General features: G+C 56.2%; 10 protein-coding genes and 1 pseudogene. 4 read left to right on the forward strand and 7 right to left on the reverse strand.

Annotation, left to right across the window (positions count from 1 at the left end; genetic code table 11):
• Positions 1–698: 698 nt before the first annotated feature.
• From rpoD to rpsU, 4 genes and pseudogenes are all read right to left on the reverse strand, one after another.
• Positions 699–2651: an RNA polymerase sigma factor RpoD gene (gene rpoD, locus N7220_RS05345; RefSeq protein ID WP_283150431.1), complete on the reverse strand. Its 1953-nt coding sequence runs from the start codon at positions 2649–2651 to the stop codon at positions 699–701.
• 850 nt (positions 2652–3501) lie between these two features.
• Positions 3502–4803 (reverse strand): annotated as a pseudogene (gene dnaG, locus N7220_RS20830) (DNA primase); the annotation flags it as partial.
• Between the two features lie 81 nt (positions 4804–4884).
• Positions 4885–5325, reverse strand: coding sequence for a GatB/YqeY domain-containing protein (locus N7220_RS05355; RefSeq protein WP_283150433.1), 441 nt, complete (start codon positions 5323–5325; stop codon positions 4885–4887).
• Positions 5326–5437: 112 nt separating this feature from the next.
• Positions 5438–5650 (reverse strand): 30S ribosomal protein S21, encoded by a 213-nt coding sequence (rpsU, locus tag N7220_RS05360; protein WP_053936257.1) that lies wholly within the window; start codon positions 5648–5650, stop codon positions 5438–5440.
• Between the two features lie 159 nt (positions 5651–5809).
• On the opposite strand from rpsU, the gene tsaD reads away from it, so the two are divergent.
• Positions 5810–6826 (forward strand): tRNA (adenosine(37)-N6)-threonylcarbamoyltransferase complex transferase subunit TsaD, encoded by a 1017-nt coding sequence (gene tsaD / locus N7220_RS05365; RefSeq protein WP_283150434.1) that lies wholly within the window; start codon positions 5810–5812, stop codon positions 6824–6826.
• Positions 6827–6870: 44 nt separating this feature from the next.
• Here the strand turns inward: tsaD and N7220_RS05370 are convergent, their stop codons facing one another.
• The 3 genes from N7220_RS05370 to N7220_RS05380 all read right to left on the reverse strand — a co-directional run bounded on the left by N7220_RS05370 (position 6871) and on the right by N7220_RS05380 (position 9060).
• The gene (locus N7220_RS05370) at positions 6871–7338 is read right to left on the reverse strand and encodes a GNAT family N-acetyltransferase (protein ID WP_283150435.1); all 468 of its coding nucleotides are present in this window, start codon (positions 7336–7338) and stop codon (positions 6871–6873) included.
• Positions 7335–7988 carry a fumarylacetoacetate hydrolase family protein gene (locus N7220_RS05375; RefSeq protein WP_283150436.1) on the reverse strand — a complete coding sequence of 218 codons (654 nt, stop codon included), beginning with the start codon at positions 7986–7988 and terminating at the stop codon, positions 7335–7337. The genes N7220_RS05370 and N7220_RS05375 overlap by 4 nt, the downstream gene beginning before the upstream one ends.
• 145 nt (positions 7989–8133) lie before the next feature.
• Positions 8134–9060, reverse strand: coding sequence for a CobD/CbiB family protein (locus tag N7220_RS05380; RefSeq protein WP_283150437.1), 927 nt, complete (start codon positions 9058–9060; stop codon positions 8134–8136).
• Positions 9061–9428: 368 nt separating this feature from the next.
• Here N7220_RS05380 and N7220_RS05385 point away from each other — a divergent pair, with 368 nt between their 5' ends.
• The 3 genes from N7220_RS05385 (at position 9429) to N7220_RS05395 (ending at position 11873) form a co-directional block, all read left to right on the forward strand.
• Entirely contained in the window at positions 9429–10019 is a 591-nt protein-coding gene (locus tag N7220_RS05385; protein ID WP_283150438.1) for a superoxide dismutase, read from the forward strand.
• Between the two features lie 211 nt (positions 10020–10230).
• Positions 10231–10722 (forward strand): DUF2306 domain-containing protein, encoded by a 492-nt coding sequence (locus tag N7220_RS05390; RefSeq protein WP_283150439.1) that lies wholly within the window; start codon positions 10231–10233, stop codon positions 10720–10722.
• A gap of 326 nt (positions 10723–11048) precedes the next feature.
• On the forward strand, positions 11049–11873 hold the full coding sequence (locus N7220_RS05395; RefSeq protein ID WP_283150440.1) for an alpha/beta fold hydrolase: 825 nt from the start codon (positions 11049–11051) through the stop codon (positions 11871–11873).
• The last annotated feature ends 40 nt before the right edge of the window (positions 11874–11913 follow it).

An 11913-nucleotide genomic window follows, 5' to 3' on the forward strand; every position in this document is an offset into this window, starting at 1 on the left:
TTCACTGGCTGCAGATTAGCAGAAAGAGTCAGTCAGTCTAGCGCAAACTTGAATGAAATTTTTCTAAGGAGAGAATAACAACGCAGACAAATCCCGACGCTCAAGGCATATCTGCGAGTTCAGGAAACGGTAAATCCTGCCGCGCAAAAATCCGGATCGTGCGAGGTGAATTTATGGGCTTTGGGAGAGGGGGAAATGAAAAAACCCCTGCAAAGCATATGCTTGCAGGGGTTTTTGGGGCGCTGCCAGGCAGCACACAGATGTTTGGTGGGCCCCCCGAGAGTCGAACTCGGCACCAACGGATTATGCTTACCAGCTACGGCTTTCGCCGCCCCTTTCGGGTTTGTGGTCTGGACTGTCTCTTGTCTTTACGACCTGCCCGTACAGTCTCTACACGTTCCTGTTCACACAACCAGCATTGAACAGACTTCGCTCGGGATTACCACGGTCTGCTAACCAACCGCAGCCAGAGGCTTCCCCGAATTTGAGCAGTTCTACCAAGGGGCAGAGTCAACTTACCCCAAGGCAACCCACACAATGATTTTCCGTACTCTTGCGAGCCGCAGGAAGATCATCCTTTAAGTCCGCTGCTCTAACCAGGCATGAGCTAGAGGCCCTACTTACTCAAGCTACCTGCCGGGGCTGTCCTGTTCTGGCACAAGGCCAAAGCAGAACAAGCACCGGCAAGAGGCGTGATATTAAGGCTCGTTGCTCACACTTTCAAGAAAACTCTTCAACCGTTCTGACCGGGTCGGGTGACGCAGCTTGCGCAGCGCCTTGGCTTCGATCTGACGAATCCGCTCACGCGTCACGTCAAACTGTTTGCCTACCTCTTCCAGCGTATGGTCCGTGCTCATATCGATACCAAAACGCATGCGCAGCACTTTGGCTTCACGTGGTGTGAGGGTATCGAGCACTTCACGGGTGGCTTCGCGCAGGCCAGCGTAAACCGCTGCTTCTGCCGGAGCTACCGTGACCGAGTCTTCAATAAAGTCGCCCAGATGCGAATCGTCATCGTCACCGATCGGTGTTTCCATCGAAATCGGTTCTTTGGCGATCTTCAAGATCTTGCGGATCTTGTCTTCCGGCATTTCCATCCGGCCAGCCAGTTCTTCCGGAGTCGGCTCAAGACCGGTTTCCTGCAGAATCTGACGCTGGATACGGTTCATTTTGTTGATCGTTTCGATCATGTGAACCGGAATCCGGATAGTACGTGCCTGGTCAGCGATCGAGCGCGTAATGGCCTGACGGATCCACCACGTTGCATAGGTCGAGAACTTGTAACCGCGACGGTATTCGAACTTGTCCACGGCCTTCATCAGGCCGATATTGCCTTCCTGGATCAGGTCGAGGAACTGCAAGCCACGGTTGGTGTACTTCTTGGCAATGGAGATCACCAGACGCAGGTTGGCCTCGATCATTTCGCGCTTGGCGCGACGTGCCTTGGCTTCACCCGTCGACATTTGACGGTTGATTTCCTTGAGCTCCTTGATCGGGAGCATTGCCTTTTCTTGCAACTCTTTCAGGCGACCTTGCTTTTCCATGATCGCGTGTTGATAGCGTTCAAGGATGTCAGCGTAGTTCTGACCAGAAGACAGCTCTTCAATGACCCATTCCAGATCGGTTTCGCGACCCGGGAATGTTTTGATGAAGTGCTCACGCGGCATGCGCACTTTCTGGGTACACAGGTCCATGATTTCGCGCTCGTAACCGCGAATTTCATCAACCATGGTACGCAGGTGATCACACAGCGCTTCAACCTGGCGAGCGGAGAAGCGGATGTTCTGGAATTCGTCAGCGATGGTTTGCTGCGACTCGCGATAACCCTTGCTTTGCACGCCGTCTTTTTGCAGCGATGCCACCATGCGGGCATAAGCAGCACGCACGATCTCGAAGCGCTCGCGCGCCTGGGTTTTCAGGAGTTCCAGATTGGCACTGGAGATGGCGGCAGCGTCGGCTTCTTCATCGCCTTCTTCTGCTTCTTCGTCATCGGCCAGCTCATCTTCTTCAGTCACTTCAACCGGCGGCGGAGCAACTTCTTCTACCGCGTTCGGATCAATGAAACCGTCGATGATGTCATCGATACGAATCTCGTCATTCAAGCCCTTGTCCACCAACTCCAGAATCTGGGTGATGGTGGTCGGACAAGCCGAGATCGCCTGGATCATGTGCTTGAGGCCGTCTTCGATCCGCTTGGCGATTTCAATTTCGCCTTCGCGGGTCAGCAGCTCAACCGTGCCCATTTCGCGCATGTACATACGCACCGGATCGGTGGTACGGCCAAACTCGGAATCCACAGAGGAAAGTGCTGCTTCGGCCTCTTCAACCGCATCATCATCTGCAACTGCCGGTGTGGCATCGGACATCAGCAGGTCTTCGGCGTCGGGCGCCTCATCGTAGACCTGGATACCCATGTTGCTGATCATGCTGATCACGCCTTCGATCTGCTCGGCATCGAGCATGTCTTCAGGCAAGTGGTCGTTTATTTCAGCGTACGTAAGATAACCGCGCTCTTTACCGAGCACGATCAGTGACTTGAACTTTGCCTTCCGGGCTTCTGGATCAAGTGGTTCATCGTCGCCCTCCCGGTTCCCTTCGCGGAAATCGGTGCGTTCGATGTCTTCTTTGTCGAATTCGTGTTCTGCCGCCATGACTCGTGAGACTCAGAAAGATTCGGAAAAACCGAGGATTATATCAGATAACCCTCTGACCCACAGGGGATCAGAAGATTCGTTTACTTGTCATTGTGCCAAAGGCCCTTTCGGACACTGGGTCACTGTGACATCGATTTGTTTCATGTCAGTTTGTCGCTGTACGGGACTGGACCAGCAGCGCCATATACTCTTGCCTTTCAACATCAGACAAACCACCGTGGGCCTGCCGGAATTCCAGTTCTTCCTTTCGGTTCAGTGTAGCCGCGCGAATCAGACTTTGCCCGGCTGCAGTTAGCGAATTCACAAACTCCAGCTGCCGCTCTTCGGCCGACCAGCGCTCAAATCTGGCAGCGCCAGTACGGGCCATTCCCGCCAACTTGTTATAACTTTCAGACTCACGCCACAACTCCAGCAACTGCGCCGAATTCATGCGTGAACCGTACTGCCTTGCGGACTGCAAAATATCCAGTAGCAGATCGTCACCATTGGTGGGCCAGGTCAGCCAGACCGGCTCGCCATGCGTGGCCAATGATGGGTCAAACAACAACAATTGCAATAGCCCTTGCACCATGTCTGGCTGGACTCGCGGCGGCAGAAACGGACGCTCATCCGCATCATTGCGCCACTTGCCACGCCCCTTACCTTTCCAGGTGCTACCGTTTTTGAAGTCGCTCTTCCAGCCACCGGAATTCTCGTTGCGCCGCTGAAACTGTCTTGGCGGCGGCGGCTGAAAATCTCCCTCATCCCGATAGCTGTTGGCTTGTTGGTGGTGAAAATCCGCAACATCAAAGTTGCCACCATCAACACCACCTTGCCCATAACCACTTGCGCCAGGACCAGCAAAGCTCCTGCCGGTATTTCCGGTGCTTGTTGTACCTAATATGGGTTCAAGCTCGGAGAGTTCCAGTCGGCATAATTCCGCCAGTCGTTTCTTGACCATCAGCGCATATGCCGGGGCATGGACTTTCGCCATCAAAGGCTTGGCCAGATGAACCAGCCGCGCACGCCCTTCTTCGCTTTCCAGTTCAACCTGCGATGCAAGTTCACGCAGTAAAAATTGCGCCAGTGGCACCGCATCTTGCGCCAAGACTTGTTCAAAGCGCTCACGCCCGAAGGCCTGCACGTAACTATCCGGATCGTGTTCTTCCGGCAAAAACAGAAACGCCAGTCGCTTGCCGTCTACCAGATATTCCAGACTGTTTTCCAGCGCCCGCCAGGCTGCTTTGCGCCCCGCTTTGTCACCGTCAAAACAGAAAACCACTTCATCGGCCAGCTTCAGCAATTTTTGCACGTGGTTGGGTGTACACGCGGTGCCCAGCGTTGCCACCGCGTATTCCACGCCGTGCTGCGCCAGCATCACTACATCCATGTAGCCCTCAACCACCAGCACCCGGCCGCGCTCGCGAATGGATGCTCGCGCTTGAGTCAGGCCGTACAATTCACGCCCTTTCTCAAATACCGGTGTTTCCGGGCTGTTCAGATACTTGGGCTTGGCATCACCCATCACCCGGCCACCAAAACCGATCACTGAGCCACGCTGATTCAGAATCGGGAACATCACCCGATCCCGAAACCGGTCGTAACGTCGATGCGTTTCTTCATCGTCACCCACCAACCCAGCTTCAGCCAGCAGCTTGTTCCAGTCGTAGTCTTCAAATACTTTTTTGAGCGCTTGACCGCTCGGCGCATAGCCAAGACCGAAGCGCGCCGCAGTTTTTCCGTCCAGCCCACGCCCTTTCAGGTACTGGATCGCTTGCGGGGCAGTTTTGAGCTGCTGGCGGTAATAATCACTCGCCGCCTTGAGGACGTCGTAAATCCCCGGCTCTGCCTTGGCTTCTTCCGGACTACCTGCCTCTTCGGGCACCTGCATCCCGGCAGCTTCAGCCAGCTTGCGGATCGCCTCCGGGTAAGACAGCCCTTCAAACTCCATGACAAAACCCACGGCAGAACCGTGCGCACCGCAACCGAAGCAGTGATAAAACTGCTTGGTCGGACTAACCGTGAATGATGGCGATTTCTCTTTGTGGAACGGGCAGCAGGCAGAGTAGTTCATGCCGGCTTTTTTCAGCGGCAGATAGCGTTCAACCACGTCCACAATATCAACGCGGTTCAACAAATCCTGAATGAACGACTCTGGAATACGGGCCATCAGCGTGACGGGCAAGCGATCAAAACGAAGGTGATTTCAATCTGAAACCAGTCCGTCCAACCTCTTGCTCACCCTCACTTCTTATTGCATGCCAGCTTTAACCAGCTTGCTCACTTCGGCCATATCGGCCTTGCCAGCCAGCTGTGCTTTCAGATCAGCCATGATCTTGCCCATTGCGGTCGGGGTCTTGCCATGCGTGGTGATAGCGGCATCAACGGCCGCAGCCACTTCTGCATCGGATAAACGTGCCGGCAGATATTCGGTCAGCACGCCGACTTCGAATTTCTCTTTGTCGGCCAGATCCTGGCGGTTTGCGGCTTCAAATTGGGTGATGCTGTCTTTGCGTTGCTTGAGCATCTTCTCGATAATGACCGCAATGGCGGCATCATCCAGTTCGATGCGTTCGTCGACTTCGCGCTGCTTCATGGCTGCCAGCAACAGACGGATCGTACCCAGCCGCTCTGTCTGCTTTTCCTTCATCGCCGTCTTCATGTCATTGGTAATGCGTGCCTTAAGGCTCATGATGTTTCCTTTTTGATGAATGAATAAGACAGCGGACAGATGCAGCAGCGAACGACACAAAGACGGAAAGGCCGCACACGTGCGGCCTCTCAGAATTCGGTTGCTACCCGGCTTAGTACAGCTTCGGGGGCAATTGCTGGCTGCGCAGGCGCTTGTAGTGGCGCTTCACAGCTGCAGCGAGCTTGCGCTTGCGTTCAGCAGTAGGCTTTTCGTAAAACTCGCGCGAACGCAGTTCAGTCAACAAACCAGTTTTTTCAACCGAGCGCTTGAAGCGGCGCATTGCTACTTCAAAAGGCTCGTTTTCTTTAACGCGTACAGAAGGCATCGAGCAGAAATCCTGTGTGTTAGGGCTAAAGCCCGGAATAAAGGCAGCGATTATCCATCAGAGAAAAGCAAATGTCAAAACCCTCTGCTTTGCGGGTGTGGCGTGAACGGGTACGATTACGCCCTGGTTAATCAATACGTTAAGTGACAAGGCTACAACATGCTGGTGCTAGGCATCGAATCTTCCTGCGACGAAACCGGCGTAGCGCTGTATCACAGCGAGCGTGGCTTGCTGGCGCATCGCATCCACTCGCAAATTGCCATGCATACCGAATATGGTGGCGTGGTGCCGGAACTGGCCTCGCGCGATCACATTCGTCGCGTGCTACCGCTGACCGAAGCCTGCCTGGCCGAGGCCGGTGTCACACTGCAAGACCTCAATGCCATCGCTTATACCGCGGGACCGGGCTTGGCTGGCGCGCTGCTGGTGGGCGCAAGTGTGGCCAATGCCTTGGGCTTTGCGCTGCAAAAGCCGGTGATCGAGGTACATCACCTGGAAGGCCATCTGTTGTCGCCGTTGCTGGCCGAACCACGCCCCGCTTTTCCGTTCATTGCCTTGCTGGTATCTGGTGGTCACACGCAGCTGATGGCGGTACGCGGGATTGGCCAATATGAATTGCTGGGTGAAACCGTGGATGATGCTGCGGGCGAAGCCTTTGATAAATCGGCCAAGCTGCTCGGTTTGGGTTATCCAGGCGGCCCGGCGCTGTCAAAACTGGCGGACAGGGGCGATGCGACCCGCTTCAAACTGCCGCGGCCGATGCTGCACTCGGGCGATCTGGATTTCAGCTTTTCCGGCCTGAAAACCGCAGTGTTGAATCTGGTGAAGCAACAAGCGGCACTGGATGAAACCACCACCGCCGATATCTGCGCGGCGTTTCAGGAAGCGATCGTCGAAGTGCTGGTCAAGAAGTGTCTGGCCGCGCTCAAGCAAACCGGCATGCAACGACTGGTGATTGCGGGCGGTGTAGGCGCCAACCGGCAATTACGCGCAGGCTTGAACGACGCCGCGCAGCGCCGTCGGTATGAAGTGTTCTATCCGCCGCTTGAGCTATGTACCGACAATGGCGCGATGATTGCATTTGCGGGGGCCATGCGATTGAAGTTTGCCGAACCGGATTACAGCTACAACGTGCGACCGCGCTGGGATCTGGCCAGCTTGCCATCGGTGGCGTAGCAATCCACCGCCCGCAGCGGTGGCTGGCCTGCGGCGAAGCCACCCTACAGCGTTTTTTCCATCAGTGCGTTGGGCAAGACGCAGCCATCAATATCCACGCTGCGCTGCTCCACCAGCGCATAACCGCGCCGCAAAAAGAAGGGTTGCGCGGTAAGGCTGGCTTCGGTGCGCAACGTGGGCATACCCAGAATGCGTGCGGTGCGTTCCACTTCGCGCAGCAACAAGGTGGCCACGCCCGAGTTGGCAGCGGTGGGTGCAACGTATAACCAGTCGATCAGGCAATCTTGCGGCACCAGCAAAACGAAGCCGAGGATGTGGTCTTCATCGGTTACTTTCCAGCCAAACTGGCTGGAGAGTTTCTCCCGCCAGGTTTCCCGTTTTGCCAGCGCCCGGTCAATCCAGGCGCGCCGTTGCTGCAAGCTGTAATCAGCGGCAGTCAACACTGAAACCGAGGCAAAGAAACAGGCCTGCAGCGCCGACAAATCGTCCGCGCCCGTGCGCAGCACCTTCATTGCGCCACCTTGAAACTTTGATCAATCAGACCGGGCAAAACCAGTTGCAAGGTTTCACTGGCGTGGATCGGGCCAACGCCTTCGGGCGTGCCGGTGTAAATGAGATCACCTTCAGTCAGCCCAAAGCGCGCAGAAATCCACGCAATCAGCGTCGGGATATCAAACACCATATTGCGGGTATCGGCGCTCTGGCGCAGCTGGCCATCAATGTGCAGCGTGAAACCAATTTGTTCTGGATGCGGGATGGCGCTGGCGGGCACGAAGTCGGTCAGTACGGCGGCGCCCGCGTAGCCTTTGGCCAAGGTCCAGGGCTGGCCTTTCTTTTTGGCTTCGGCCTGTATGTCCCGCGCGGTTAAATCCAGTCCCAAAGCATAACCGGCCACATAAGACATGGCATCGGCCTTGGCGATATCGCGTCCGCTGCGGCCTATGGCGACAACCAGTTCGGTTTCGTGATGGATTTCTTTCGACCACGACGGCAGCGGAATAGCGGCGCCGGGCGGGACAATGGCAGAGGTCGGCTTGAGAAACACCATGGGCTCTTCGCCGATGGAAGAGCCCATTTCGGCTGCATGGGCCTGAAAATTGCGACCCACACAGAAAATATTGGCAACAGCGAACTGTTGATCGGCAATCCGGATTTGCGGCACGAGGCTCTCCACTGGGCTGGTCGAGGCGCTATTTTGCACGCTTGAGGCTGTGAACAAAACCGTTATCGGGCTTTTTCCAACGAGTTATTTGCTGCGTACGGGGATGCGAATGGCTGCAACCACGTCCCGGCAGATGCCTGCCCTGTCAGCCAACCCAGCGCGCAATGCTGAACAAAAGAATCAGCGCCAGCCACAACAACACCGAACGCCAGATCAAGCCAACCGCGCTGGCCAGATAATCCGGATTGGCCGCATCGCCCAAACCCAGTTCGGGGCGGAATTTCACGGTGTGATCCTGATGCAGCACGTCACCCAACTTGATGCCGATGGCACCCGCGCCTGCCGACAGCAAGATGCCGCTGGTGTAATCCACCCAAGTCCGCGCCTGTGCGCTCCAGCAATCCACGGCGTCCTGGAAGTCGCCCATGATGGCGAAGCTCACCGCGGTCAGACGCACCGGAATGTAATCAAGCATGTCTTGCGCCCAGCGCGCAAAGCGGCCGAAGGCGTTCTGGTTCTCGAACGCGCCCCACTTTTGCGCCAGCAGGCTGGAGGTGCGATACAACACTGCGCCAGCAGGGCCGGCAAACCAGCCCAGCGCCACAAACCAGAATACGGTGCCGAATACGTAACGGTAGGAATCCACCAGACCTTGTTCGATGGCCAGACGCGAGATTTCGTCTTCGCTCATTTCCGAGGTGTGTTGGCCAGTCCAGTCGGCCAGCAGCAGGCGTGCACCGTCGACATCACCCACTTGCAAGGCTTTGGAGATACCGGAGAACGCGTGGCTGAACTGGCGAAAGCCCATGGTGAAATACAACACGGCCACGGTCCAGACGATGGCCAGCGCTGAGCTGTTATGTGCCAGCAGGAAATACACGGCAATGGCGACAACCAGCGGCGGCAGCATGGCCAGCAACCAGCCATAAACGCCATTGCGGAATTCGCCAGCATCCAGGCTGCGTTCCAGATTATTGGCCATGCGCACAAATGCCAGATAAGCCGGATTGCGGCTGCTGATGGGGCGCAGTTGTTCAAGCGCCAATGCAAGGATCAGTGACAGAAAGGTCATAAGTTCCATCCAGCGAAGCGGGCAACTGTCAGACGGGGCTGACCGGCAATCGGGCTAACACGTGCGGCGCCGCTTCGGATTTTTCGTATGATTACAGGATAGATGTAAAGTTGGCGCGCCCGCAGCAACAAACGCCTGGCGCCAACACTCCAGGCCCGCAAGATACCACAGGCGGTGATGACCGCCCAAACAGGCGGACCTGGGGCGGGTTAATTCGCCTGGGCGGCGGGGTTGAAATCATCTGCCTGTCACCCAATTTGTTATAAAATCACATTTCCACATTCCGTTTTCCAGGTGCAGACGTATCAGGCAGCCTTTCAGGCCAGGCCCGCGACGATCTGCCAACCCTGCCAACCGAGGAGAATCCCATGGCGCATCAACTGCCTGAACTGCCGTACGCACTCGACGCACTCGCACCGTACATGTCCAAAGAAACTTTGGAATACCACTACGGCAAGCATCACCAGACTTACATCACGAACCTGAACAACCTGATCAAGGGTACCGAGTTCGAGAACGCCAGCCTGGAAGAAACCGTCAAGAAAGCGCCAGCAGGTGGCCTGTTCAACAACGCCGCACAAATCTGGAACCACACCTTCTTCTGGCTGGGTTTCACACCGAACGCGGCTGACGCAGATCGCACTCCAACTGGCGCTCTGGCTGCTGCCATCGATGCCAAGTGGGGCTCGTTCGACAAGTTCAAAGAAGCCTTCAATGCTTCTGCTGCTGGCAACTTCGGTTCCGGCTGGACCTGGCTGGTGAAGAAGGCCGACGGTTCGGTTGATATCGTCAACACCTCCAACGCGGCTACCCCGCTGACCGGCGCTGATGTTGCCCTGTTGACCTGTGACGTGTGGGAACACGCGTACTACATCGACTACCGCAACAGCCGTCCGAACTACCTTGGTGGTTTCTGGAAGCTGGTGAACTGGGACGCAATCGCCCAACGTTTCGCCTAAGCAATTGCCGGAACTTGTTCACAGCCCTTTGTGAACAAGCCTGAGCATCTTGCAAAAAAAAGCCCTCTGCATACCGCAGCAGGGCTTTTTTATGGCCTCGCAAACCCTATCAACGTATCTCTACCCGGAAAGTCTGGCCTGTTGGACCACAGCAACTATGCTGTTGAATGCCATTGTCATTTATTGATCATTCAACTTCAGGGGTCCACCTATGTCAGCACTCACCACTCTGGGCTTGGTTCACACCGCCATCAGCGTTGTCGCGCTTGCCGCCGGCCTTGTAGCGCTAGTGCTCGACAAGCGCATTACCTGGCGCACGGCGCTGGGTAAGGTGTACGTCTGCACCACCGTCCTTACCTGCATTACCGCGCTAGGCATCTTTCAACACGGTGGCTTTGGCAAACCGCATGCGCTGGCGATCCTCACCTTGATTGCCGTAGCAGTTGCGCTCGCAGCGGTGCTGACGCCGTGGTTTGGCCGGGCCGCCGGGAAAGTCGAAGCACTGGCCTATTCGCTGACCATCCTGTTTCATTTCATTCCGGCCATTACCGAAACCTCCACTCGCCTGCCGCAAGGCGCGCCGATCTTTGAAAACGCCGATGCGCCCGGCCTGAAAGCGGCCACGGCGGTGCTGGTGCTGCTATTTTTGATTGGGGCCACGCTGCAATTGCGCTATCTGAAAAGAACCGCATCCAGGATCTAGCCTGGCCGCATCACAGCCCCTCATCACGGCGATCTCTGTCTGCGCCCGCAACCGCAGCCTGCTTGTTCAAGCCACAAAAGCCAGAGCAAACAGGCGGTCATCCGTTGGGCAAACCGCCGCCTGTCGTGCGCTGGATATTTTTCCTTTCGAAAACAGTGATCAGCTACCAATCTGAACCACCCGGGCGATTTTGCTGCAGTGCAATGTCGAGGGCCGAATCATTCAGTCAGCTTGTGCACATTGTCTTCGCAGCTTTGCCGTCCGTTCAAATCACCTCGTAGCAAGTCCTTCCAACCCAAAGCAATACTTCACCACGGAGCAACCAGATGGGCACCATTACCACGCGTGACGGTACGGAAATTTATTACAAGGATTGGGGTAGCGGGCAGCCGGTGGTGTTCTGCCACGGCTGGCCACTGGATTCAGATAGCTGGGAGTCGCAAATGTACTTCCTGGCATCGCATGGCTATCGCTGCATCGCACATGATCGCCGCGGGCACGGCCGTTCCAGCCAGCCGTGGGACGGCAACGATATGGATCATTACGCCGATGATCTGGCCGAGTTGCTTGAGGTGCTGGATATCAAAAATGCCGTGCTGTTTGGTTTCTCGACCGGTGGTGGCGAAGTGGCCCGCTACATTGGTCGCCACGGCACCAAACGCGTGGCCAAAGCGGGGCTGATCTCCTCCGTGCCGCCGCTGATGCTCAAAACCGACACCAACCCCGGCGGCTTGCCGATTGAGGTGTTTGACGGCATTCGTGCCGGGCTGCTGGCGGATCGCTCGCAACTGTTCAAGGACATTCCGTCCGGCCCGTTTTACGGCTTTAACCGGCCGGGCGCCAAAGTGTCGCAAGGCTTGATTGATTCGTGGTGGCTGCAGGGCATGATTGGTGGCCACAAAAACACCTATGACAGCATCAAGGCGTTTTCAGAAACCGACTTTCGCGACGATCTGAAAAAGTTTGATATCCCGACCTTGATCATTCACGGCGACGATGACCAGATTGTGCCGATTGACGCAGCGGGTCGGGCCTCGGCCAAGATCATTGAGCACGCCAAATTGCTGGTTTATCCGGGCGCACCACATGGTTTGACCGATACCCATAAAGACCAGGTGAACGCTGATTTGCTGGCGTTTATCCAGAGCTGATCAGTCAGAGGCTTGGGAGCACCCGATAAAAAACCCCCTT

This window comes from Silvimonas soli (assembly GCF_030035605.1).
In the GTDB taxonomy this organism is placed as follows: Bacteria; Pseudomonadota; Gammaproteobacteria; order Burkholderiales; family Chitinibacteraceae; genus Silvimonas; species Silvimonas soli.

Coding starts and splice junctions, on each gene's coding strand:
- rpoD (WP_283150431.1), bottom strand. CDS start 2,651: ATGGCGGCAGAACACGAATTCGACAAAGAAGACATCGAACGCACCGAT.
- N7220_RS05355 (WP_283150433.1), bottom strand. CDS start 5,325: ATGAGCCTTAAGGCACGCATTACCAATGACATGAAGACGGCGATGAAG.
- rpsU (WP_053936257.1), bottom strand. CDS start 5,650: ATGCCTTCTGTACGCGTTAAAGAAAACGAGCCTTTTGAAGTAGCAATG.
- tsaD (WP_283150434.1), top strand. CDS start 5,810: ATGCTGGTGCTAGGCATCGAATCTTCCTGCGACGAAACCGGCGTAGCG.
- N7220_RS05370 (WP_283150435.1), bottom strand. CDS start 7,338: ATGAAGGTGCTGCGCACGGGCGCGGACGATTTGTCGGCGCTGCAGGCC.
- N7220_RS05380 (WP_283150437.1), bottom strand. CDS start 9,060: ATGACCTTTCTGTCACTGATCCTTGCATTGGCGCTTGAACAACTGCGC.
- N7220_RS05385 (WP_283150438.1), top strand. CDS start 9,429: ATGGCGCATCAACTGCCTGAACTGCCGTACGCACTCGACGCACTCGCA.
- N7220_RS05390 (WP_283150439.1), top strand. CDS start 10,231: ATGTCAGCACTCACCACTCTGGGCTTGGTTCACACCGCCATCAGCGTT.
- N7220_RS05395 (WP_283150440.1), top strand. CDS start 11,049: ATGGGCACCATTACCACGCGTGACGGTACGGAAATTTATTACAAGGAT.